Below are 25,830 nucleotides of genomic sequence, written 5' to 3' on the forward strand. Positions count from 1 at the left end.
ATAGCGCTAGCGCATTGGCGATCAACGTTGCGACTTTTCTAAAATCTGGGTGGTTAATAATGGCGTTGTTTTCGGCGCATTGGCAATCAACTGATCCAAACCATCTACCACTTCTGGAATATCCGTAGGAGACGATTTGGTTTGTAAACGACCTTCGTCATATACTTCAGTCTCAACGTCCAAATCAGAATTTTTTGAATCCCCATTAGTAGTGGCTTTTTTGGCTTTTGACGCCGGTGCTGACATTTGTGGCACGGTGCTTCGCGACAGCAAATCTTGCGACACTAAGGCTTGTAGTTGATTGCGCGCTTGCCCCAAATAGACAATCAACTGCTCTCGTTCGCGCATATTGCTCGCCTGAATCGCCAAGTTCAAGGTCATAATAACTTCGTGGATCACCAGTTGCTGACGCGTTAGGCTCATTTTATTGTCAGCACTTCGACTGAGCGCATTGGCGGTCATGGTCCGCTCATAATCATGCAAAAAATCTTGCATATTTTGGATAGCAAGGTTTTGTAGTTGCCAAGGGCTGGGCTGAGCACTTTTGGCTTGCAAGCGCTCAATGTCTTTTATCAAGCTTTGCTTGATGACAACGGTGAGAGCTGGCGCAATCTCATTGTTGCTTTGAGAAAGCTGCCAATGTAGACCTCGCAGCAACTCTATCGCCGCACTGCTATTATTGTCCACCAGCAACCGATCCGCCGCTTTGGTTTGAATACGCAATAAATCTAACTGGTTCTGAGCTTGGCTACTGGCCACCGTACTTGGCTCTGGCAATGTTTGCTGGCTCATTGCAAAGATTCGATCATCCATCTCATTGAGACGTCCAACGACGTGTTCATTACTTTGCAAGCGCTCATTGATGTTTTTCTGAAAACGCTGTTGGCTAATATATAACGCCAATAATGCAGCAATCAGTAATAAAATGACCACCCACTGCAATCTCAGCAAAAACATAGTCGCTTGCCGGCGCTGTTGTACAGCAGAAGGTTCCTTAGATAACGATTCAGAATTCATGGGCATAAGGCAGTACCGTTATGGATAAATGTGAACATATTTATCGCAAGTAAATAAACAAGTAAGTGTTAAGTGTTTGAGACTATAGCAGTCAAAATGGTTTCGGGTGACAAATCATCCACACGCCAATGCGTTAATTGCTGTTTTGCTACCCAATGCGTCAAACGCTCACCTAATACAACATAGGAGAAGTCTGACAATGTCAGTGCCATATTTGGTATCACAGCGTTCTTTGCGGTTTCATTAACCACAGTCGTCCAATGTTCAAAAGCAGTCCCGCTACTGACAATAACAATAGGCTTGGGCTGGCTGGATGACGTAATATTTTGCGGCGTATGATGCCTCGAAACATTATGCTGTATGTACTCTTGTAGCCACTGCTGATACTGCGCTGTTGCCTCAATTGGCATGACACGCTCATACCAAGCAATACTATCGATATGGACACCGCGCGCTTGTAACGTATCGACTAACAATCGTCGTCCACCAAGACCGCGCCATATCAGTAACTTGTCTCCCGCTTGCAGACGCTCAATTTCAGGCATAGCCAGCATGCCTTCGTTGTTTGCAATTTTGGGTTGACGTACTTGGTAGTTTGTCGTGTCTAACTTGGCACGCTTCAAAACCGCAGCAGTGGCGTCACCAACAGCAATAAGAGGACTTGGTACAGCTAAAGTCTCACATGCCACCTTGTCTACTTGCTGCTCGCTATCGTCTTGTGCTTCACATTTAAGCGCTTGCCAAGCTGCCAAACCTGATGCGGCAGCAGTGGGACTGACAACCACAAGTGCCTTGTACGCGCCTGCTAACCATTGACGCATCGTCATCATATCGCCATCGGTCATGGCCCGTGACTGCAATGTCAACATTGGCATGTCAATCACGGTCAACCCTGCTGCTTGTAAGCACTGTGTCAATGGCGCCGCACGCTCTACTGGTCGTGTATTGATGACCAATTGCGGCGCAGATAGTGCTTGGCTGATGGACTGGCAGGCGTCTATGGACTTAAGATCGGTGGACGATAACATACGAGTACCATGGTAAAAGACTGATAAAATCGGTTCACTCAAAGGCCGATATGTATAACGGTTTATGACCAGATGGCTCACATCTTATTCAGGGTGATAAATCGCTGATAAAATATCACCTGCGCCATCAGCAAGTAACTTCTTGGCAACGTCGATACCCAACTGATTGGCCTGTATTTCTAAATCAGCCTGTGCGCCAACCAATGTCACCCGCTTCTCTGCTTTTAACAGCTGACTACCGTCTGCTGCTCCCACTCGGCCACGTAGCCATAGTACGTTACCACCGTCATTATTACCGTTATCACTATTGTGATCATTGTTGGCATCGGTTTCATCAGCCATTTGGAGCACCGCATAAGCGGCAATGGGAACCTGACAACCGCCGTCTAAATGACGGTTTAGTGCACGCTCTGCAATGAGTCGAATGCGAGCTTTATCATCATTTAACGGCGCTAATAGCTTTAATACCTCATCATCGCCTTCACGGCATTCAATCGCCAAGGCACCTTGCCCAACGGCAGGTAAGCAAGCATCGATATCAAGCTCACCACGTATACGCTCATTCAACTCAATACGCTGTAACCCGCTGGTCGCTAAAATAATGGCATCATACTCGCCTGCATCTAATTTACCCAAACGAGTACCCACATTACCGCGCAACGTTTTTATCTGTAAATCCGGACGATAGGCTTTGATTTGACACTGGCGGCGCAAGCTTGATGTCCCAACAATGGCACCTTGTGGCAACTCATCAATGCTCTCATAAGTATTTGAGACAAAAGCATCGGTGGGTGACGCACGCTTACAGTAGACACCCAATGTTAGACCTTCTGGTAACTGCATCGGCACATCTTTTAAGGAATGCACGGCAATATCTGCCTGTTTATCATACAAAGCTTGTTCAAGCTCTTTGACAAATAAACCTTTCCCGCCAATTTTGGCCAAAGGTGTGTCCAAAATCTTGTCACCCTTAGTGACAATTTTTAGTAATTGAATTGTCAATTCAGGGTACATCTCGAGCAGACGAGCACGAATATGCTCAGCTTGCCATAATGCCAATGGACTCTGACGGGTGGCAATCGTTAAGGTAGTCAAAGCAGATTGCTGCGGGTTGCTCATAAAGGACCTCGATAAATTTGATACTATAATGTCAGTACGTAGATACCAATATTCAAATATCAGCACTTAAAAATTTCAATACTTAGAAATATGAATAATTTGCCACAGTTCATGGGCAATATCCGTCACTCACTGTAAATACTGACACAAAAAAATACCCCTATTTAAGCATAAATAAGGGTTTGATGATATGGGATGATGATGTCGATATGGGTATCAAAGGTTACATGCTTTGGATTTTATCGCGCAGCGCAGGCAGGTGACGACGGCTAACTGCCAATGTCTCAGCGATTCCTTTAAAGCGTATCTGATACTGCCCTGCATCCAGCGTCTCTAAAAAATCTAAAAAACTGAGATTGATAATCGCATTACGATGCACGCGGAAAAGTCGATCACCAAACTCTTGCTCTAGCTCTTTTAATGTTTCGTCGATCAGTACTACCCCACCCTTGTGACGTACTTTGACATACTTTTGATCGGCCGTAAAATAGTAGATGTCTTTAAATTTAATCAGCTCAACCCCTCGATGAGTACGAGCAGCAATGTGTTCACGTACTGGTCGGGCTGCTGGGTTTTCAAGCTTACGAATCTCATTTAACTGAGCAGCGTTTAGGTTTTTGGCTTTATTCAACGCTTCTAATAACTCATCTTTATTGGCAGGCTTTAATAAATAACCAATCGCACTGGCCTTGAGCGCTGCTATCGCATAATGGTCATAAGCGGTAACAAATATAATCGCTGGCGGGTGTTCAAGTTTCGCAAGCTCTTGCGCACAATGTACACCGTCCATTTCAGGCATACGAATGTCTAACAGTATAATGTCTGGCTGCTTACTTTTGACAGCAATAATGGCCTCTGCTCCTGTTGTTGCTTGAGCAACGACCTCATGACCTGACTCTTGGACAATTCGGACCAAACGCTCACGCGCTAGCGGCTCATCATCACAAACTACGATACGCATGTAAACTCCTATCTTCGGGCAGACTGAATATATGTCTCTACTAGCAATTACTAACTATTATCTGAGGCAAAAGCTCAATCCTTGAATACGGAGGGCCCGAATGTACTCATCCTTGGTATAGTCAATATGTTTCTATTACTAGTAAGTTTATTATAAGGAATGCAATAAGTGTGCCATGCGCATTTTTGGCGCAAATAAAGAAGGAATTTTATGATGTAAAAGGGTCATAAACTGACGTCATGTAACGGATAGTCCATGACAGTGATGATTTGGGTACTGGTAATGATACTTTTAATATCTGAGCTGTGACCAAAATAGGCACGTAAGCGCTCCGTTTGAATATGAAAATCCATATGTTGGCGCAAATTATGATTCACAATCAGTGTCTTTTTGGGTAGATCAACACTGATAATCGTGACAACTCGATGCTGCTCCCACGTCACTTTAATATCTATGTATATGGTCTCAGTGGTCATTTCGACCACATTAATCAGCATTTTTTCTAGCACACTTTGTAACGTGAGCGCCGTGATAACCATGTCATACATGACATCCTCGTCAGGCAGCTGCCAGCTTACTTCAAGCTTATCTGCTAAACGACTGGATTCAATGGCTAAGTAATGCTCACAAAGGGCGATTTCTTCTTCAAAACTGACTTCATGCGCGCCTGTAAAACTGGCACGGAACAGCGCAGAAACGTGTTGTAATAATAGAGAAGCTCTTGCTGGGTGGGATTCTATGAGCGAAGTGAGGGTGTTGAGCGTATTAAAGAAAAAATGGGGGGCGATACGGGCTTTTATTATGTCGTTTTGTGTGGCCAACTTATACTCGAACGAGGACTTGAGCGCATTAAGCTCACGATGAATACGCAAAAAGTAGAGTAAAAACACTAAGGTGAAGCCGCCTGTGAACAACGTATCAAACAGCACACTGAAGACAAACGCTTGTAAATCGTATTCTTCCCAGCCCATATTTACCATGACCAGCATCACCAAAGTCATGGATATGACAGAAGCCAGCATCATTAGTAAGACGACACGTATAGTCACGCTTGAAATACTGGCGTTTTTAAAAATGGGTCGAAGGTAGTCAACCAGATATAGTGAAGGCATGACGATTAAAACGTTTTGAACAAACCTACAAAAAAATTTGATCAGAAAATCTGACCAAGTGGCTAAGCCATGGCGTTCCATCACGGTCACGAACAAAGACCAAAAAAAGATGTACAGTAGCCACTGCCAAGGTCTCATGATTTCCATGAGCTTGGGAATAAAAAACTCTAAGCGCTCCGCTAGTAAGGTAACCTCATCCTTTGCTATACTTGAGTTCTTATTCTCTTGACTTGTCCTGTACCGATATGAATGCCAATTCTTCAAACCATAGTAATCCTGAATCAAATGTAAACGTTTCTGCTCCTGATTCTAGCACAGAAGCTTCTATAACCAATACTGCTTCGCAAAGCACCACTGCAGGTAGTCAGGGCCAGCAGATGTGGGGTGGCCGATTTAGTGAAGCAACCGACAGTTTTGTGGCCGCTTTTACCGCCTCTGTTGGTTTTGATCAACGCTTTGCACGTCACGATATCCAAGGCTCAATCGCTCACGCGACTATGCTTAAAGAGTGTGGCATTTTGACTGCTGAGGAAGTTGCCACCATTATCGAGGGTCTCCAGCAAGTGTTGCGTGAGATTGAAGCGGGTGACTTCAACTGGTCAATCGCGCTCGAAGACGTACACATGAACGTTGAATCACGCTTAACAGACATTATCGGTTCGGTCGGCAAAAAGCTACACACTGGACGTAGCCGTAATGATCAAGTCGCCACTGATATCCGTCTTTGGTTACGTGAAGAGACAGACAACATCATTGCACTATTGGTACGTCTGCAAAGCGGGCTGCTTGATCTGGCGGAACAACACACCAACACCATCATGCCAGGCTTCACCCACCTACAAACCGCGCAGCCTGTTAGCTTCGGTCATCATGTCATGGCATGGTTTGAGATGCTATATCGCGATACCGAACGCCTCGTCGATGCACGTCGCCGTATCAACCAGATGCCACTTGGCAGCGCTGCCCTTGCTGGTACGACCTTCCCTATCGATCGTACCATTACGGCTGAGTTATTAGGCTTTGAAGGCATTTGCCAAAACTCGCTTGATGCCGTCTCAGACCGTGATTTTGCCATTGAGTTTACCTCAGCGGCTTCTATTCTCATGATGCATATGTCGCGCATGAGCGAAGAAATCATTCTTTGGATGTCAGCGCAATTTAACTTTGTACAAATACCGGATCGCTTCTGCACTGGCTCCTCTATCATGCCGCAAAAGAAAAACCCGGATGTACCTGAGTTAGTACGTGGTAAAGCCGCGCGTGTGTTCGGTCAACTCATGACCTTACTGAGCCTAATGAAAAGCCAGCCACTTGCTTATAATAAAGACAACCAAGAAGACAAAGAACCTCTTTTTGATTGCGTAGATACGTTAACGGGTTCGCTACTTGCCTTTGCTGATATGCTGCCGAATATCACACCGAATAAGGAAAATATGCGTGCTGCTACTATGAAAGGTTATGCAACTGCCACTGATCTAGCAGATTATCTGGTACGTAATGGTGTGGCGTTCCGTGATGCCCACGAAGTGGTCGGCAATGCGGTCGCTTTGGGTATCGCAGAGGGCGTTGATTTGAGCGACTTGTCTTTGGCACAGCTCAAACAGTTCAGCGATGCCATTGGTGATGATGTTTTTGATTACCTAACGTTAGAAGGCTCATTGGCAGCTCGTGATCATTTGGGCGGTACCGCGCCTAACCAAGTCAAGCAAGCCGTAGTCAATGGCCGTGCGCGTTTAAAAGCGTTTGCTTAATATATCGATAACACAGTCTGCTGTATCTTAATATAAAAAACACCCGTCTCAATAGCGGGTGTTTTTTATGTGTCATACCGCCTGCAAACTATAGTCAATTCACCATAAAAACACCGTGCTGCTAATATTGGAATAAGTTCTCGCAGCCTCTACCTGCGTACGCACGGCAAGTAACAATTATTCCGAAAGTACGTTGTTATGGGTTTATTTATTTTGTTTAAGATTGGCTGTATACACCAGATACCCTTTGCTAAATCTGCCAAGACCGTTATCATAGACCAATGAATTTATCTGATTTGACCACTTACTATAATAAATAAGGAACGCCTTATGACTGAGACATTTAATCCGCAAGCCAATACCGTGTTTTGCCGTAAATATAAGCAAGAATTACCAAAAATGCCGCATCCGCCTTTCCCTAACAAAAAAGGTCAGGAGCTACAAGAGACGGTATCTGACAAGGCGTGGAAAGAATGGCTTGAGCATCAGACCATGCTGATTAACGAAAATCACTTGAGCATGATGGATCCTGAAGCCAAAAAATTCTTAACAGAACAACGTGATAAGTTTTTAGATAACGAAGACTATGAGCGCGCCCAAGGCTGGACGCCAGAAAGCTAATGGGTACTCGTTGATTACATTTCATAAAAAACGCGCTATACACTCATTGATAGCGCGTTTTTTTATGAGCTAAATATAACGCTGCGAAAAATAATGCTACCAAAAACATTGGCAAGCGAACTTTTATTCCTCGTCACGGTTTGATGTGGCAATATCCGTCAACGACATGGCTGACACAGTGCCTACTTGACGCGCTGCCATTCGATCATTGGCTTCTTGGACGGCTTTTTCGACTTTGGTGTAGTCGGAATGACGCACATCTTGACCGCTGATATAGTTGATGACGAGCTCAGCCACGTTTTGTGCATGATCGCCGATTCGTTCAAGCGCGCGCAAGACCCACATGATATTAATCACTTTTGATACATGACGCGAATCTTCCATGATGTAGGTCATCAAGGCACGAATGGCTGATTGATACTCATCATTGACCACGTCATCATTGCGCATGACTTCAAACGCTTGCTCAGCATTTGACTGACCAAAAGCTTCTAACGCATTGTGCAGCATAAGGCGAACTTGGTTGCTCAGGTGCTGAACCTCAGCATAACCATAAGAGGATTTACCTTGTGCGGCGATCTTTTTGGCCATTTGAGCAATCTTGACAGCTTCATCCCCGATGCGCTCTAAATCAACCACCCCTTTACTGATAGACATCACTAAGCGTAAATCACTGGCAGCAGGCTGGCGTTTGGCAACCAATAGCAAAATATGCTCATCCAAATCCACTTCCATACGATTGATGTCGAAGTCCATATCAATGACTTCTTGTGCCAGTGTCTCATCTTTATCAATCAGCGCGTGGATGGCTTTGGCAACTTGGTTGGCCGCGCTATCACCCATGTATAAAAACAGACGGATGGCTTCATCGAGATCTTGGTCGAAACTTTTTGAGATATGCTTTTCACTTTGCATCAGAAGAATTCCCTAAAATCTATACTTTTAATAGCGAAGGTGCTTTTGAGCCGAACCCATCAGTTCATAAAACGTGCCGAACACCCCTGCCTGCTCAAACCTTGTCCTTAACCATAACGACCCGTAATATAGTCTTCTGTCGCTTTTTGATTGGGTTTGGTAAATATCTGATCAGTCTCACCCATCTCAATCATATCGCCCAAATACATGTAAACCGTATAATCCGATACCCGTGCGGCTTGTTGCATGTTATGAGTCACGATAGCAATGGTATAGTCGTTTTTTAAATCTTCGATCAAATCCTCAATAGCGCCCGTCGAGATAGGATCTAGCGCTGATGTAGGCTCATCAAGTAACAATACTTCAGGTTTGGTAGCGACGCTGCGAGCGATACATAGACGCTGCTGCTGACCACCTGATAATGACAATCCAGATGCCTTTAGCTTGTCTTTTACTTCCGGCCACAATGCCGATTTTCTGAGTGCCCACTCCACACGATTATCCAGCTCCGCTTTGCTCAATTTTTCATACAGGCGCACGCCAAACGCAACATTGTCATAGATCGACATCGGGAATGGCGTTGGTTTTTGAAACACCATGCCAACTTGAGCGCGCAGCAAGTTCACATCGATGTCTTTGTCTAAGATGTTTTTGCCATCGAGATTAATATTGCCTTCTGCGCGCATACCTGGGTACAGATCATACATGCGGTTAAAAGTACGTAATAGCGTCGATTTGCCACACCCTGAAGGGCCGATAAAGGCCGTCACTTTTTTATCTGGAATGTCGATATTGATATTTTTTAGGGCTTTAAAATCACCATAATAAAAATTTAAGTCACGAATCTGCAGTTTGGCAGGTGGCATATTCTTAGGAATGTCATGAAGCGTTTGCTTGGTCAGACTGGCGATATCTGGTTGCTCTTTTTGTCCGCTAGTAGACTTGGTTCTATTCAATAGGTTGCCGGTTGTCTTAGTGTCTGTTGCCTCATTGAAGCGATCAGCCGTCTTATTTTTGCGAACTTTGCTTATGACGTCATTCATAGTCTTATCCAACCTAGCTCAATTAAAATTCATATAAGTTCAAGTAATGCTTACTATCTATTGTCAGTAAGCTGTGGTCAGGTTTTATTTTACCTGACCTCTAGCGCCGATGAATCTGGCTGTCACGTTCAATACCAAGACCGAGGCGGTGATGAGAAGTGCCGCTGCCCATGCCAACGTATGCCAGTTTTCGTAAGGACTCATTGCAAACTGATAAATGGTGTTGGGTAAGTTAGCCAGTGGTTGGCTCATGTCGGTACTGAAATATTGATTGTTCAGCGCAGTAAATAGCAAAGGAGCCGTTTCACCTGTAATTCTCGCAAAGGCTAGTAACACCCCTGTAGTGAGACCCGCTTTGGCGGCTTTGATGGTTACTTGCGTCACCATTTTCCACTTGGGTGTTCCAAGTGCATAAGCGGCTTCACGAATACTATTGGGCACCAGATTGAGCATATTTTCGGTGGTACGTACAACCACAGGAATGACAATCAGCGCCAATGCCAACGCACCTGCCCAACCAGAGAAATTTTGACCTTTTACCATCAGTGCATAGATAAACAGACCAATCACAATAGAGGGTGCCGACAATAAGATATCATTTAAAAAACGTGTCACTTTGCCAAGCATACTCCCTTGAGAGAACTCAGACAAATAAATACCCGTCATCAGCCCAATCGGAGCGCCAATTAACAACCCTGAAAACGCCAACATGACTGAACCAACAATGGCATTGCGTAAACCACCAACACTCATTGGCGGCGGTGTATCGGCGGTAAATACAGGCAGTTGTATAAGGCCCTGAAAGCCTTCGATAAAAAGCGTGAACAAAATCCAAAACAGCCAAAACAAACCAAACACCATCGCCGACATGGCAAAGCCCAAACCAATCTTATTGGCCCAGCGGCGCTTGTTATAGAGACTTCGGTTGTAACGACCTTCAAAGCCTGTATTCGCTGGTAGTGGCGCATTGATTGTATTGTTAGAAAGCATAAAGTTTGTGTCCCGTTTTTTTGTCAATACCAATAACCATCAAAACTTCTCAAAACAACCAGATATCTATCTACCGATTGCCCGCTTTGCTGTCCATGCGCATCAGCATCAGCTTTGCAAGGGACAAGACGATGAAAGTAATGACAAATAGGATTAAGCCTAAATGGAGTAACGAAGCCAAATGCAGCTCACTCGACGCTTCAGCGAATTCATTGGCCAAGGCAGAAGTGATCGTGACGCCAGAGGTGAATAAGCTTGGGCTAATATTAAAGGCATTACCAATCAAGAAAGTCACCGCCATGGTTTCGCCTAATGCACGGCCCAATCCCAAAATAACACCGCCCACAACGCCCGCTTTGGTATAAGGCAAGATAATCTTAAACATGACTTCCCATGTCGTGGCACCCATGCCATAAGCCGACTCTTTTAATAAGTCTGGTACCACCGAAAAAACATCGCGCATGGTGGCCGCAATAAAAGGAATGATCATGATGGCAAGTACCAAGGACGCGGTAAATAAACCAAGCCCCATTGGCGCACCAGTGAATAGCTTGCCAATGATAGGCAAAGGCCCCACATGCTCGATAAACCATGGCTGAATGTGGTCGCCAAAAAATGGTGCAAACACGAATAATCCCCACATACCATAAATGATAGAAGGAATACCGGCCAAAAGCTCAATCGCGATACCCAAAGGCTTTTTTAAGAACTTCGGGCACATCTCAGTCAAAAAGATAGCGATACCAAAGCTGACTGGTACAGCAATCATAATCGCCACAAATGACGTCACCAACGTGCCGTAAATAGGCGCCAATGCACCGTATTCATTGGCAACCGTATCCCAGTTATTACTAGTATAAAAACCAAGTCCAAACGCTTGAATGCTGGGCCATGCTCCGATAATTAAGGAGACTAAAATACCGCCTAAAGATAGGAGTACCAGTATGGCAAAAGCCTTGGTTGCATTGACAAACAGCGTATCGTAACGTTTTTGTTTGGCCAATTGGGACCTTAAGTCATTCATAAGTGTCTCAGCGTTGTATAGGATCAAGTCAAAATGTTAGAAAGGTTACGCAGGTTTTATGACAGTAAACTTAAAAAGTAGGATGAACTATCTATAGAGACAACCCACCAGCATCGTCCTTAAATTCACTGTGATAAAACCTCTCAAACCGCTACCGGAGAATAGTGGTTTGAGAGGGCGTTTAGAGATGTATGAAACAGTCTCTAAAGTAGGTCAATTACTGAGCAGGCTTATAAACAGGCTGTCCATCACTACCTTTCACTTCATTCCATTTTTCTTTGAATAATGCGACGGCAGTATCAGAGAAAGGAACGTAATCTAACGCCATGGCATCATCATCGCCTTGGGTATATGCCCAATCAAAGAAGTTCAACACACCAGCCACTTGCTGAGGATTCTCTGGTTGCTTATGTACCAAGATGAAGGTAGCGGCAGCGATTGGCCATGCTTGAGCAGTCTCAGAATTGGTGATGACTTTATAAAAGCCTTCTTGTTTTGACCAATCGATGTCACCTGCCGCTGCAAACGTCTCGGCAGAAGGCTGTACAAAGTTACCGGCGGCATTTTTAAGAGCCGTATGTGACATGTTGTTTTGCTTAGCGTAAGCATACTCAACGTAGCCGATAGAGTTTTTCATACGGTTAACGTAGCTTGAAACGCCTTCATTACCTTTACCACCAGCACCTGTCGCAGAGGTTGGCCATTTAACCGTTTTATCAACACCAACGGTATCGTTCCAATCCGGTGACACTTTGGCGAGATAATCTGTGAAGTTAAAAGTCGTACCTGATCCGTCTGAACGGAAAACAGTAGTAATAGCCGCATCAGGTAGGGTCAAATCTGGGTTCATGGCTACAATAGCTGGGTCATTCCATTTACTGATTTTGCCTAGATAAATATCAGCCAATGTCTGACCATCCAATTTTAGCGCGCCTGGCTCAACACCATCGATGTTGACAATTGGTACAACGCCGCCAATAACGGTTGGGAACTGGATAAGACCAGATTCTTCAAGCTCTTCAGGCGTCATTGGCGCATCAGAGGCACCAAAATCGACTGTTTTTGACTGAATTTGTTTGATACCACCAGAAGAACCGATTGATTGGTAGTTGACCTGACCACCAGTATCAGCATTGTAGTCAGCAGACCATTTGGCATAGATAGGCTGTGGGAAAGAAGCACCTGCGCCAGTGATGTTCATGGCAATGTTTTCAGCAGACTTGAACCCTGAAGTAGCAGCAGATGCTGTGCTGGTGGTTGCATTGCCAGTTGTTTCAGTCGTTGCGGCAGCGCTACTGCTAGTATCAGCAGCCGGCTCTGTCGTATCGGTCGATTTGTTACACGCCGTAAGTACTAAGGTACAGCTGACGGCCACTGCTAATAACGAATAACGCATGTAAGACTCCTAAAGTTTGACAACGATACAAAAAAACATTGTTTGTGACATGCGAGCTATAGTGACAAGTTTTTATGACAGTTTAATGACAATGACTTTAATCTTTTAGTTTGGGCCATAACAGCGCATTATTCCCTTCTGCCTGCCTTTATAAGCTCAGTACATAAGGCAATGGTTTTTCGAGCCCGAGGTTTTCTTTAAATACCATTAGCCGTTATGACAGAATTTTGCTAGTATGAAGTTGATTTACAACACTGACAGACTCGGGGTGCGGTGTCATATTGGCCTGTTTTACCAAACAGTTGCCTTTATACATTCGCTGAGAGATCACCCGCCGAACCTGATGCGGTTAGTACCGACGCAGGGAAGTCTTAAGCCTATGTTCTATATGTACAAAGGGCGCGCAGAAATGCCTTTTTATTATTGCCAATGTTTGACAGCGGTTTTTTTACCGGTGTATGGCGCTAATAATTTGTGTCCATCAACCTTTTAGTGACTCACTACGTCTCGTTTCGGGTGTACGTTTGCTTTTTGATTGTATTTGTTCATGTCACATGGCTTTACCCCGCAGCTACTGGCGGTGTTGATTTTATTCAAAAACCAACACGCTAGGACAGCATATGAAACCTTCAAATATTCAGACAACGACAAACACTCAAAACCCTCAAGTCCATACTCCAAATAGTGACGCGCTTGTTAAGCCGACAACTATAGATGAGACCAGCAGCAAATCCGATAAAAAATCTGAGGCGCTAAAAACCCCTGCTCATCGTACGGCAAGTGATGCGCGTTTTGAAGAAGACGCCCGTGACCTTCATCGCATTCTCCCCGCATCTCGTAAAGTCTATATCGAAGGCTCGCGTCCTGATATTCAAGTACCGATGCGCGAAATTTCTCTTGATCCAACCCCTATTCAAGGCACAGATGAGGCGAATTGGGAAAAAAACCCGCCATTTTATGTCTATGACACCTCCGGCGTTTATACCGACCCCAATGTCGATATTGACCTCACCCGTGGCTTGCCAAAACTGCGCGAACACTGGATTGCAGAGCGCGGCGATACCGAACAGCTCAGCAGTTTATCCAGCTCATACGGACAAGCGCGCGCACGTGATATTAGTACCGCTAACCTAAGATTTGCTCATATTGATAAGCCGCGCCGTGCCAAAACAGGCAACGGCTTGTCAGGCAATGTCACGCAAATGTATTACGCGCGCCGCGGCATCATCACCCCTGAGATGGAATATATCGCCATTCGCGAGACGCAAAAGCAGCACGAGCTGACGGATACACGCCAACATGATGGCGAAAGCTTTGGTGCCAATACACCCAAAACCATCACACCTGAGTTTGTGCGCAGTGAAGTGGCAGCAGGACGCGCTATTATCCCAAATAACATCAATCACCCTGAATCCGAGCCGATGATTATCGGGCGCAATTTTTTGGTAAAAATCAATGCCAATATTGGCAACTCAGCGCTTGGCTCTTCTATTGATGAAGAGGTATCAAAGATGACATGGGCGACGCGCTGGGGCGCCGATACCATCATGGATTTATCAACGGGCAATCATATTCATGAAACGCGCGAATGGCTCATTCGCAACTCGCCTGTACCTATCGGTACGGTGCCCATCTATCAAGCGTTGGAAAAAGTCGATGGCGTGGCAGAAGATTTGACCTGGGAGATTTTTCGCGACACCTTGATCGAACAAGCTGAGCAAGGGGTAGATTACTTTACCATTCACGCAGGCGTCCTGCTTCGCTACGTCCCACTGACCGCCAAGCGCTTGACGGGTATTGTGTCACGTGGCGGTTCTATCATGGCACAGTGGTGCTTGGCTCATCATAAAGAGAGCTTCTTATACACGCATTTTGAAGATATCTGCGAGATTATGAAGCAGTATGATGTGGCGTTTAGTTTGGGCGATGGCCTACGTCCTGGCTGCTTGCAAGATGCCAATGATGAGGCGCAATTTGGTGAGCTACAGACACTTGGCGAGTTGACTCAAGTGGCTTGGAAGCATGATGTACAGGTGATGATCGAAGGGCCTGGGCACGTAGCGATGAACCGTATTAAAGAGAATATGGACTTACAGCTTGAGCTATGTGCCGATGCACCTTTTTATACCTTGGGGCCTTTGACGACTGATATCGCTCCCGGTTATGACCATATCACCAGCGCGATTGGCGCGGCGATGATTGGCTGGTTTGGCACAGCAATGCTTTGTTATGTCACGCCAAAAGAGCATTTAGGTCTGCCCAATAAAAAAGATGTCAAAGACGGTATCATCACCTATAAGATCGCTGCTCATGCCGCCGACCTTGCCAAAGGTCATCCTGGTGCACAAGCGCGTGACAACGCCTTGTCAAAAGCCCGCTTTGAGTTCCGCTGGGACGATCAGTTCAACCTCGCACTTGATCCAGATACGGCGCGAGAGTTCCACGATGAAACCTTGCCAAAAGACGCGCATAAATCTGCGCACTTTTGCTCAATGTGTGGACCGAAATTTTGTTCGATGAAAATCACACAAAATGTGCGTGAGTATGCAGCAGGATTGAATACAAAGGCCACTGACAAAAAAGTAGCTAACGAAAAAGTTGCGCCGCAATCAGGAGATTTGACCGATGCCGATCATCTGATTAAAGAAGTAGATACGGAACTTGTTGGGCAAGTTGGCGAAGCCAGCGTTGAGGAAGTCCGCCAAGGTATGGCGGAGATGACAGAAAAATACAATAAGGAAGGACGTCAGCTATATAAAGAAGTTTAATAGACGCTAGTATAAAAATATTAAAAAAGCTCGAACCTAGTTGTTAGGTTCGAGCTTTTTTAATGAGTAATGCAATATTTATCTTATATATGGAATCTAACATATAAACATTTGTGTAAAAATAGATAGACAAAACCATTACTTGGAGTAAGATACGGGTAACTTTACAAGCAATTGTTATGTCCTCATCATCTACTAATAAGGTCCATTTATGAATCATGTCTATCGTATTGTTTTTAATCATTCTCTAGGTGTTTATCAATGCGTGTCTGAACTTGCCAAATCTCGTGGTAAGTCTTCTGGTAAGTCTCAAGTAGCGAGCAAGCTTTTATTAACTCCATTGGCGGTAGCGATGCTTTGCGCTTCTGGCTCAGCACTGGCTGATGTGACTTATGATGATGGCGCAACAACAGCTTTGCCGAGTAGTTTTGCTGTGGATGAAGTCGTAACAGTCAGCAATGGCTCTAAAGTCACTGGTAGTGAGATGGTATTTGGGTTTGCAGACGCCGCTGCTCTAAATATCAATACTGCTGGTAGCGTGGTCTCAAATGATCTCATTAGTCTGGCAGTAAGACCTGATAGCGTTAGTGTCGTTACCCTTGACGGCGCTGGTAGCTCACTGAACGCCGAATTCCTTACTATCTCTGAAGAGGGTCAGGCTGAGCTGACCGCACAAAACGGTGCTAATATTACGATAAATGATTTAACCGTTTTGGGATTAGAAGTAGGTAGCGTCGCTAATATGACTTTGACGGATAAAAATACCGTATTCAACGGTAAGTCCATCTTAGTAGGCGATGAGGGCGAAGGTACTCTGACAATAAAAAATGGCGCAGCTGGCAAGTTTCAGTCTGAGGTAGGTGCTGGCATCGCTAGCGACTCTAAAGGTCAGATTACTATCACAGGTGCAGGTTCCAGCTTAAGCACTGATAGAATTATAGTCGGTGATACAGGCGAAGGCACTTTAGTGGTCAACGACTCGGCCAAACTAACAGCCACTAGTGATATTGGTGTTGGTATTGGCGTTGGTAGTAACGGTACTGCTACTGTCGATGGCAGCGGCACTACGGCTACAGCAGCGCGAATTGTTTCTGGCGGTAGAGGCACAGGTTTGTTGATCATCAGTAATGGTGCCAAAGTAACTAGTACAATAGCTGCAGGTACAGGCCTTGTCCGAGACAGTGATGGGACTATCGACGTCAAAGGTACAGACTCTGTATTAATAGCACCAGAGATTACTATCGCTCAAAGCGGTAACGGTACTTTAAAAATTCAAGATGGTGCCAAGGTAACTATAGATAATTCAAGTATCATAGGAGATGAGTTCTCAGGTGAAGGCTTGATTGAAGTAACGGGCAATAACAGTGCACTTATTAGCGAAAATATCATCATAGGTAATAATGGTCAAGGCAGTCTTAGCGTCGCTCAAGGTGCCAAAGCGTCGGCTAATGATATTGTGCGTTTAGGTCAAGGTATAGGCAACAACGAAAATCGCGTCAGTATCAGTGATGCGGGCTCTACCATGGATAGTAAAGAACTACAAGTTGGCTTTAATAATAACGGACAGTTAGATATTGCCAAAGGTGGCAAGGTAACTGCTGACTTAACAGTCATTGGCCTACAAGGTATGGGTCGAGGTATTGTCAATGTCACTGATGCTGACTCAGCGCTAACTACCGATAACCTTTCAATAGGTGGCAGTGGTAGCGGTACTTTAACTCTTGACAATAATGGTAGAGTGGAAGTTGCTGAATCTACTCATTTAGGTGAAGATATTAGTGCAGCAGGGTCATTGGATATCAGCAGTAATAGTACCTTTGCTACCAAAGATTTAGTAGTCGGTAATAATGGCTCAGCCACTGTCAATCTAAATAGTAAGGGCGTATTGTCAACTGAGTCACTCGTGCGCGCTACTAGTGCCACTTCAAATTCCGTAGTTAATTTTGATGGTGGTACTTTGCGCTTGACAGCCGATCAAGATGCTCTATTTAATGGCTTTGGCGGTTTTGGTGAAAGTAGCATTAACGTCAAAGCAGGCGGTGCTAATATAGACACGCAAGGCTTTAATACGAAGGTAGTTAATAGTGCTGTTATCACTGGTGCAGGTGACTTTGCCAAAGAAGGCACTGGCTTACTAGCTATGGCGACAACTGCCAAACAATGGACAGGCGCTACTAATATCAATCAGGGAACACTACGTCTTGATGGCAACTATACCATGAGAGATGGCGAAATCTTGGGAATTGGATTAAACACGCTTGATGATTACGGTCAGTTGGTTGTTCAAGGAAGAGCCAATATCAGTCAAGGTCAGTTAGAAGTCAATGCCTCAGAAGCAGTTGCTAACTTGTCCGGCAATAATGAATGGAAGGATATTGTAAAAGCCACGACTCGCGTAGGTGAGTTTACACAAGTAAGCGATAATAGCCCATTAGTAAACTTCTATGCAGACTATAGTGATCCTAATGCCGTTCATCTAAAAATGGGCGCACCTACTCCACCAGTAGTCACGCCTGAACCGCCAGTAGTCACGCCTGAACCGCCAGTAGTCACGCCTGAGCCGCCAGTAGTTACACCTGAACCACCAGTAGTCACACCTGAACCACCAGTAGTCACGCCTGAGCCGCCAGTAGTCACACCTGAACCGCCAGTAGTCACACCTGAACCGCCAGTAGTCACACCTGAACCACCAGTAGTCACACCTGAACCACCAGTAGTCACGCCTGAACCGCCAGTAGTCACACCTGAACCACCAGTAGTCACACCTGAACCACCAGTAGTCACACCTGAGCCGCCAGTAGTTACGCCTGAGCCGCCAGTTACTGATACTACCTTTGTAGAGTCAGTCAATACTCAATCACAACGTAATGATGTCGGTATTGCTTACGCGCTAGACCGAGCCATTCAAGATCAAATTGTAAATGGCGATAATGATCTGGCTAAAGCACTTATTAGTTCAACCACCAATTTTAATCAAAATCAGTTGGCAGTCGCTGCCAACCAACTGCAACCATTATTCATGGGTGCAGCCAATCGTATCATTACAGATACTAATTATGCGGCAAGTGAGGCTGTTACTGAGCATCGCGCTACTACAACCGAGCGAAATGTTTGGGCGAAACTGATCGGTAATACAGGCAGTCATGACGCCGAAAACGGAGTGACAGGCTATGAAGCAGATAGCTATGGCGCTATTGCTGGTTTAGATACACCAATAAATAGCGACCTTAATTTAGGCTTAGCAGTGTCTTATATTGACACTGATGCCGATACTGATGGTAGCCGTCTGGATCATAAACTGACTGCCAAAAATTGGCAGGTCTTAGGCTACGGTAATTATGGAGCGAGTGATGCCACAGATGTGAATTTCCATATTGGCGCTGGTAGAAGCTCAGTTAAAGGCGAGCGTCATTTGTCCATCCTGACTAATGCTGTTGCTCGTTCTGACTACGATGTCGATACCTTACGAGCGGGATTGGGTGTCGATCATCGCATTGGTAGTGAACAGCGTCATGTAACACCATTTGCAAAAGTAAATTATGCGCAAGCGAAGAGCGATAGCTATCGTGAAACAGGCGCTGGCGTTTATAACTTAAACGTTGATGAAAACAGATATGAGTCCATGCGCTGGACGGCAGGTCTAAAAATGTCACAGTATCTTACGCCGCAGTTTGCTATTACAGGACAGTTAGCAGCCGCTATCGAAAATGGTGATCAGCACTCAGACATCACTGCGAACTTCGTTGGTATGCCAAATGATAGTTTTACAACGATTGGACAAGAAGTTGGACGTGAGATTGGTATCGTAGGTATTGGCATCAGCTACATGCCTACGCTTAAAACCACCTTATCTGCCGGCTATCGCAGTGAGTGGCGCGAGAATTATGATGACCAAGGTGCTAGTATCGCGCTTCAAACCACCTTTTAAAGCTTAATATATTTTTAGCATAAAAAAGCCCGAACCTAATTACTAGGTTCGGGCTTTTTCACAAATTAGCTTAAAGAAATGAGATTACTACTTACCTAAACCTTCGATGCCTCATAAATCTCTTGGATGGAAGTATCAATCGTATTAGCAAAGGCTTCATCGCTTTGCTGTTTGCTCAAGCCTTCAGTGAAAGCACGTGAGAAGCTGGCAATCATACCGGGGTTTTGCTTGAGCTTGGCGCACGCCTCGCTACGACTATAACCACCAGATAATGCGACCACTTTGAGTACTTTTGGATGATCAATCAACTCTTGATAAAATCCTGCTTCTTCCGGTAACGTCAGTTTGAGCATCACTTGATGATCGTCATTCAAACGCTCTAGATTATGCAAAATACTGGTTTTAAGTATCAACTCACTCTCGTGTTTTTTATCACTATTAATGTCCACTTCTGGCTCAACAATCGGCATCAAGCCTTTTGAGATAATTTGCTTTGCTACATCGAATTGTTGCTGTACGACCAGCTCGATACCATCCACGCTTGGCTCATAAATAACAGAACGCATTTTGGTGCCAAATACTGGATAATTTTTGGCCTTGTCCAACAATTGGTCTAACTCTGGCATGGGACGCATGACTTGCACCCCATTCATTTGCTCAGCCAAACCTTTATCTACCTTCAAAAATGGGACGATATTTTTGTCTTCCCAAAGATAGTTGGCAGTCGATTTGCCGTTGACCTCGCGCTCCATCGTGTCTTCAAATAAAATCGCACCAAGCACACGCTCATTGTCAAAAGCATCACAGGTTATGATACGCGCGCGCATCTCATGCACCAAATCAAACATCGCTTCGTCACTGTCATAAGCATCGCCATTGACACCATAGTTTTCTAGTGCCTTTGGGGTGCTGCCGCCACTTTGATCGAGTGCTGCAATAAAACCTGAACCGTTTTTGATACGTTGTAATTGTTTTTCGTATTCCATTGAGAGTGCATCCTATTTTTATCTATTGAAGTCAAAGGTCACAAATGATTGGCTTATTATTAGTGCTATAAGCCTCACTATTTTTAGCTAACCTTAGCATAGGACACTCTGCCTGCCTATATACGATACGTTAACGCTTTTATAAAACTGGATTCTATTTTTAGGCCAAAAACAAAACACCCACACAACAAACCGCAAGCAATAGACCGACGATGTTAACGCGATTGAGCGTCTCTTTAAATACACCAACACCGATCACGGTAGCGACCGCAATGACACCAACGTTCATACCTGTAAAGACAATACTTGGTGATTCGGACAATACTTGATGGGCGCGAACATAGGCATAAATATTTCCCATGTTAAGCGCTCCTAAGAGTAGCCCTGCTGCAAGCGCTTCCCCTTGCCAGCGTACGCGAGTGAGCAATAGATACCCAAACAATAGCAGTCCTGCCAAACCAAAACTGACAAACAGCGTGAGTGGAAAAGCCGTTCCATGCTTGGCAACTTGCTTGAATAAAATATCGACGATCCCATAGCCGAGCCATACGCCCAACAGCCAGAGTGGCGTATTTTTGGCTACTTTATTGATGCTGCCAGACTGTGGGCGATATACCAAAGCGCCGAGTGCTAAGAACCCCAAGGCCAATCCGAAAACACGTGTACCCGTCAATACTTCACCAAATAATAAAAAAGCGGCCACAATCGGAATGATCAAAGATAAACGCTGCGCGGCATCAGTTGCCACCATGCCGACGGCTTCAATGGCACGTCCAAGTAAGATGAACACAGTCGGCAGTATGATACCAAGTGCAATAATGACGCCCCATGCATCGCCAAGTGTATTGATTGCGCCAAGGTCTGGTTTTAATAAAAACCAAGTCAACAAAAAGGCCACTGGATAACCAGCAACAATAGTTTGACGAATGTCTATCTGTTTTTGCCGTAATATTTTTAGCAATACTGACACAGCGACACTACAGAGTACCGCCATCGTTAAATACATCATTTACTTCTACCTTTTAAAGCCGCCATTTTCGTATGATGACTATTTATATATTGAGTCATTTATATCGTGATTTAGAAATGAGATCGATACATCGACAGCCATATGCTGCTGGTATAAATTTTATGAGCCTAGAATAAAGATTCTCAGGTGTTTTAAACCTATGGAAGGTAACAAAGTATTTCTATTACAGCAATGCATTTATACATGAATTGATGAATGGTAAAGACAGTATAAAGGGTGCAAATTACAATTCGCCTGCAGGTCTAATTATGAAATTTGTTAAAATAGCCCATATCCCTAATAACAACAGTAACGATTCAAAATAACGAGTGATATCGTTGATTTTGGCGTACTGCTATTGATGCTTTATGACTGCCTATGAATGCTCTATTTCGATTTTTTGAAAACCGCCTACCTGCCTTTCCTGAAACGCCCATGCCACTGCCCTCACCTCGTGACGGCATGCTTAAATTTTTGTGGGCGTGTACCAATGGTCTACGCGGCTGGCTTTTGCTATTTATGGTCTTGTCAGCAGGAATCGGTATCTATGAGGCCATGCTGTTTGCTTGGATTGGTAACATCGTTGATTGGCTGGGTGTCTATACCCCGCAAAACCTATGGGCAGAAAAAGGCGATATGCTACTCTTGATGCTTGCCGTCATGATAGTGAGCCCCATCTGGATTACCTTGTCATCATTGGTGCACTTCCAGACCTTGCAAGGGGTGTTTCCCATGCAGATGCGCTGGCGCTTTCATCAACGCATGCTCGGGCAATCGATGCAGTTTTATCAAGATGAATTTTCAGGACGCGTGTCAGCCAAGGTGATGCAAACAGCTTTGGCTGTACGTGATACCGTTATGACGGTCACCGACATGTTCATGTATGTTGCCGTCTACTTTATTACCTCAGGTGTTATTCTCTTTAATCTAGACAGCCTACTGCTGATTCCTTTTATCGTCTGGTTTGTCTTGGTCGCTCTGTGCATCTGGTATTTTATTCCTAAGTTAAAGCTCACTGCCATCGTACAAGCCGATGCCCGTGCGCTGATGACTGGGCGTATCACGGATGCTTATGCCAATATCATGACGGTTAAGCTGTTTAGTCATTCGCGCCGTGAGTTGAGCTATGCCAAAAACGCCATGGGTCAGTTTTTGGGTACTGTACACGCACAAATGCGCTGGGTCAGCTATTTAGAAGTGTCCACCCATATGATCAGTGTGATTTTGGTCAGTGGTACAGCGGGTATTGGTATTTATTTATGGCAACAAGGTGCCGTCGGTGTGGGTGCTATCGCAGCCGCGACCGCAATGGCACTACGCCTAAACGGTTTGACACGCTGGATTATGTGGCAAACTGCCAGCCTATTTGAGAGCATCGGTACGGTACAAGATGGCATGCGCACATTATCTGCGCCACAAACCATCGTCGATAAACCCAATGCGCCGACGGTCAAAGTCACCGAGGGTCGTATCGTATTCGATCATGTTGATTTCAGTTATGAGCATGATGATAACACTGATATAGAAGGTGAGCATATAGACGAAGTCAATGCCTCAGCGACCAAGACGACCAAACTTCTTGATAACTTTTATTTAGATATCAAACCGGGTGAAAAGATTGGCTTAGTTGGACGTTCAGGTGCGGGTAAATCTACGTTAGTGAATCTGTTACTGCGCTTCTTTGATGTGGATAAAGGCAAAATCTTAATCGATGGACAGGCTATCGATGACGTCACTCAAGAGTCACTGCGTCAACAGATCGGCATGGTTACTCAAGATACTTCACTGCTGCATCGTACGGTACGAGAAAACATCGCTTACGGTCGTCCTGATGCAACTGACGAAGAGATCATAACAGCTGCGAAGCAAGCGCAAGCATGGGACTTTATCAAAGACTTATATGATGATAAAGGCAACACGGGGCTGAATACGCAAGTGGGCGAGCGCGGTGTCAAACTCTCTGGCGGTCAGCGTCAGCGTATCGCTATCTCACGAGTCATGCTAAAAAATGCGCCCATTTTATTGTTAGATGAAGCAACAAGTGCGCTTGATTCTGAGATTGAGTTTGCCATTACTGAGAGTCTAAACGACATCATGACTGGCAAGACAGTGATTGCGATCGCGCATCGTCTCTCAACCATTGCAGCATTAGATCGACTAGTGGTGATGGACAAAGGTCAGATCATTGAGCAAGGTAGTCATGATGAGCTATTGGCGTTGCAAGGTGTGTATGCGCGCTTGTGGCATCGTCAAAGCGGCGGCTTCTTGGGCGAAGACAGCTAATCGCTATAATTTAAAAACTGTCACTAAAAATCTGACACAAGGACGTGTCGATTCTTATTTTAGACTCGCTATTTAATATGCACTCAACTTAGTAGTCACTTAGTTTAGTCATCGCCCAAAAACGTAGCATTTATTTAAAAACCAAGCACCTCTTACTGCCTGTCATTACTTTCCAGCTTCTCAATTTCTCATTAATCATTATCCCCACGATGAATAGGCATAACCATGACCGACCTCTTCGCGCCTGCGCCCACAGAAAATCTATTGCCCTATGACGGCCAAGTAAATGACTTGGGTATTGTCATTGACGATGCTGGTACGCTGTATGACACCTTATTAGCAGAGCTGCCTTGGCAGTCTGATATTGTAACGCTGTTTGGAAAAACCCATGTGACGACTCGTCAGATTGTTTGGATGGGTGCAGAAGATGTGATGTATCATTATTCAGGGCATGCACGGCGAGCCATTCCATGGTCAGATTCAGTGTTCCACGTGAAACAGCATATTGAACAACTATTAAGTGACATAGGCATTACGGCAGATTTTAACTCATGCCTACTCAATTATTATCCGTCGGGTACTGACGGTATGGGCTATCATGCTGACGACGAAAAAGAATTGGGTGATCAGCCAATCATCGCCTCATTGTCGTTAGGAGCCACGCGCAAATTTGTTTTTAAACATAAAAAAACTCAAGACAAAGTGGCGCTTGGTCTTGAGTCTGGTCAGCTCATCGTCATGCATGGTGACACCCAAACATTTTGGAAGCACACCATTACTAAAACGAAAACCGTCGCAACGGGGCGTATTAGTTTAACGTTTCGACGCATGCATAATGTCTAATCAACTTTCAGAACTATTTTACCAAACGCATCACCATTTTGAAGCGCATGATGGGCCGTAACGACTTCTGACAATGGATACACTTGCTGAATGATTAAGGTCAACTTGCCATCCGCGACCAGCTGTAAAACGCACGCCATGTCTTCTCCACTACGCTGTGCTTTATAACCCGCCACATCTAAGTTTTTCTGCTGACCCGCTTCTTTGAGTTTATCAACCCAAATAGTAGGTAATACGTTCACTCGTGCGCCAGATCTGAGCACACTCAGTGCGCGAACCCCTGCTTCACCGCCAACCAAGTCCAATAACATATCGGCTTGTAGATCAGGAAACGCTTCATCCTTGGTATAATCGATCCAGCCTGTTAACTTGCTGGTATCTATTAATTGTTCAAGTTTGGCGTATTTTTCTGGTGAGCAAATGACAGTGACTTTGATATTCTCTTTGGCAATTTTTTCTGCTAATAGTTGAATCAACAAGTGACCAACGCCGCCTGCGGGTGCATTGATGACCACATGCTCGCCTGCTTTTATATCGGCAAACTCTACAAATTGTAGTGCCGTTTGCCCGATACAAGGTAACGCGCCTGCTTGCTCTAGCGTGACAGAGGTTGGTACTTTGGCCAACAGGTTGGCATCGATGGCCACATACTCAGCATAACATCCGCCATTGAATGACAGTGCAGCGACTTGCTCACCTTCACTAAACTGACCGCTATTGCTTTTAACTACTTCCCCTGCCATATCAAAGCCTAAAATAGCGGGCTGATCATTATCAAATTTTTCTTTACGAATATTATCGGCGCCCCAGCCTTTTCCTTGACGGGTTTTGTAATCAACTGGATTGATACCAGCATAAGCAATTTTGACCAATACTTGATTGTCTGCTAATTCAGGAATGGCAACGCTGTCCTGATATTTCATGACTTCTGGTTCGCCAAATTCATGTATGAGCACGGCGTGTTGGGTGGTTGGTAATTGATTGTTAGACATCGTTTTATATCCTTATAAGTTGCTATTATTTTATTTTTGCACTA

The 25,830-nt window shown here is 44.8% G+C and carries 19 protein-coding genes and 1 riboswitch; of the genes, 6 read left to right on the forward strand and 13 right to left on the reverse strand.

Annotated elements, in window-relative coordinates; translation table 11 throughout:
- Window positions 1-21 precede the first annotated feature (21 nt).
- From FW759_RS10100 to FW759_RS10120, 5 genes are all read right to left on the reverse strand, one after another.
- Entirely contained in the window at window positions 22-1,023 is a 1,002-nt protein-coding gene (locus FW759_RS10100; RefSeq protein WP_446442915.1) for a hypothetical protein, read from the reverse strand.
- A gap of 62 nt (window positions 1,024-1,085) precedes the next feature.
- The gene (locus FW759_RS10105) at window positions 1,086-2,045 is read right to left on the reverse strand and encodes a uroporphyrinogen-III synthase (protein ID WP_446442916.1); all 960 of its coding nucleotides are present in this window, start codon (window positions 2,043-2,045) and stop codon (window positions 1,086-1,088) included.
- A gap of 84 nt (window positions 2,046-2,129) precedes the next feature.
- Window positions 2,130-3,164 carry a hydroxymethylbilane synthase gene (gene hemC / locus FW759_RS10110; RefSeq protein WP_446442917.1) on the reverse strand — a complete coding sequence of 345 codons (1,035 nt, stop codon included), beginning with the start codon at window positions 3,162-3,164 and terminating at the stop codon, window positions 2,130-2,132.
- Window positions 3,165-3,387: 223 nt separating this feature from the next.
- Window positions 3,388-4,125: a response regulator gene (locus FW759_RS10115; protein WP_131395947.1), complete on the reverse strand. Its 738-nt coding sequence runs from the start codon at window positions 4,123-4,125 to the stop codon at window positions 3,388-3,390.
- A 224-nt stretch (window positions 4,126-4,349) separates the two neighbouring features.
- A complete protein-coding gene (locus FW759_RS10120; protein ID WP_446442918.1) occupies window positions 4,350-5,237 on the reverse strand; it encodes a histidine kinase in 888 nt (295 codons plus the stop codon).
- A 377-nt stretch (window positions 5,238-5,614) separates the two neighbouring features.
- On the opposite strand from FW759_RS10120, the gene argH reads away from it, so the two are divergent.
- Together argH and FW759_RS10130 are read left to right on the forward strand one after the other, a co-directional pair.
- Window positions 5,615-6,988 carry an argininosuccinate lyase gene (argH, locus tag FW759_RS10125; RefSeq protein ID WP_443530262.1) on the forward strand — a complete coding sequence of 458 codons (1,374 nt, stop codon included), beginning with the start codon at window positions 5,615-5,617 and terminating at the stop codon, window positions 6,986-6,988.
- Window positions 6,989-7,318: 330 nt separating this feature from the next.
- The gene (locus FW759_RS10130) at window positions 7,319-7,609 is read left to right on the forward strand and encodes an oxidative damage protection protein (RefSeq protein WP_062843543.1); all 291 of its coding nucleotides are present in this window, start codon (window positions 7,319-7,321) and stop codon (window positions 7,607-7,609) included.
- Window positions 7,610-7,732: 123 nt separating this feature from the next.
- Here the strand turns inward: FW759_RS10130 and phoU are convergent, their stop codons facing one another.
- The 5 genes from phoU to pstS form a co-directional block, all read right to left on the reverse strand.
- The gene (phoU, locus tag FW759_RS10135; protein ID WP_446442919.1) at window positions 7,733-8,524 is read right to left on the reverse strand and encodes a phosphate signaling complex protein PhoU; all 792 of its coding nucleotides are present in this window, start codon (window positions 8,522-8,524) and stop codon (window positions 7,733-7,735) included.
- Window positions 8,525-8,631: 107 nt separating this feature from the next.
- Window positions 8,632-9,567, reverse strand: coding sequence for a phosphate ABC transporter ATP-binding protein PstB (pstB, locus tag FW759_RS10140; RefSeq protein WP_099046687.1), 936 nt, complete (start codon window positions 9,565-9,567; stop codon window positions 8,632-8,634).
- A gap of 84 nt (window positions 9,568-9,651) precedes the next feature.
- Window positions 9,652-10,557 carry a phosphate ABC transporter permease PstA gene (pstA, locus tag FW759_RS10145; protein WP_062843541.1) on the reverse strand — a complete coding sequence of 302 codons (906 nt, stop codon included), beginning with the start codon at window positions 10,555-10,557 and terminating at the stop codon, window positions 9,652-9,654.
- A gap of 70 nt (window positions 10,558-10,627) precedes the next feature.
- A complete protein-coding gene (pstC, locus tag FW759_RS10150) occupies window positions 10,628-11,581 on the reverse strand; it encodes a phosphate ABC transporter permease subunit PstC (protein WP_062843540.1) in 954 nt (317 codons plus the stop codon).
- A gap of 217 nt (window positions 11,582-11,798) precedes the next feature.
- Window positions 11,799-12,977, reverse strand: coding sequence for a phosphate ABC transporter substrate-binding protein PstS (gene pstS, locus FW759_RS10155; RefSeq protein ID WP_095569349.1), 1,179 nt, complete (start codon window positions 12,975-12,977; stop codon window positions 11,799-11,801).
- 254 nt (window positions 12,978-13,231) lie between these two features.
- A riboswitch (TPP riboswitch) is annotated at window positions 13,232-13,361 on the forward strand.
- 236 nt (window positions 13,362-13,597) lie between these two features.
- On the opposite strand from pstS, the gene thiC reads away from it, so the two are divergent.
- On the forward strand, window positions 13,598-15,745 hold the full coding sequence (gene thiC, locus FW759_RS10160; protein WP_446442920.1) for a phosphomethylpyrimidine synthase ThiC: 2,148 nt from the start codon (window positions 13,598-13,600) through the stop codon (window positions 15,743-15,745).
- 211 nt (window positions 15,746-15,956) lie between these two features.
- Window positions 15,957-19,673, forward strand: coding sequence for an autotransporter domain-containing protein (locus FW759_RS10165; RefSeq protein WP_446442921.1), 3,717 nt, complete (start codon window positions 15,957-15,959; stop codon window positions 19,671-19,673).
- Between the two features lie 95 nt (window positions 19,674-19,768).
- Here the strand turns inward: FW759_RS10165 and FW759_RS10170 are convergent, their stop codons facing one another.
- Together FW759_RS10170 and FW759_RS10175 are read right to left on the reverse strand one after the other, a co-directional pair.
- Complete coding sequence (locus tag FW759_RS10170; RefSeq protein WP_062843537.1) at window positions 19,769-20,659, reverse strand: fructose bisphosphate aldolase; 891 nt, start codon at window positions 20,657-20,659, stop codon at window positions 19,769-19,771.
- A gap of 160 nt (window positions 20,660-20,819) precedes the next feature.
- Window positions 20,820-21,668 carry an EamA/RhaT family transporter gene (locus FW759_RS10175; protein WP_446442922.1) on the reverse strand — a complete coding sequence of 283 codons (849 nt, stop codon included), beginning with the start codon at window positions 21,666-21,668 and terminating at the stop codon, window positions 20,820-20,822.
- A 378-nt stretch (window positions 21,669-22,046) separates the two neighbouring features.
- Here FW759_RS10175 and FW759_RS10180 point away from each other — a divergent pair, with 378 nt between their 5' ends.
- Together FW759_RS10180 and FW759_RS10185 are read left to right on the forward strand one after the other, a co-directional pair.
- On the forward strand, window positions 22,047-23,951 hold the full coding sequence (locus tag FW759_RS10180; RefSeq protein WP_446442923.1) for an ABC transporter ATP-binding protein: 1,905 nt from the start codon (window positions 22,047-22,049) through the stop codon (window positions 23,949-23,951).
- Window positions 23,952-24,176: 225 nt separating this feature from the next.
- The gene (locus FW759_RS10185; protein WP_446442924.1) at window positions 24,177-24,794 is read left to right on the forward strand and encodes an alpha-ketoglutarate-dependent dioxygenase AlkB family protein; all 618 of its coding nucleotides are present in this window, start codon (window positions 24,177-24,179) and stop codon (window positions 24,792-24,794) included.
- Here the strand turns inward: FW759_RS10185 and FW759_RS10190 are convergent.
- The gene (locus FW759_RS10190) at window positions 24,791-25,786 is read right to left on the reverse strand and encodes an NADP-dependent oxidoreductase (protein WP_446442925.1); all 996 of its coding nucleotides are present in this window, start codon (window positions 25,784-25,786) and stop codon (window positions 24,791-24,793) included. The genes FW759_RS10185 and FW759_RS10190 overlap by 4 nt on opposite strands.
- Between the last annotated feature and the right edge of the window lie 44 nt (window positions 25,787-25,830).

Source organism: Psychrobacter sp. 1176_08 (assembly GCF_052850615.1).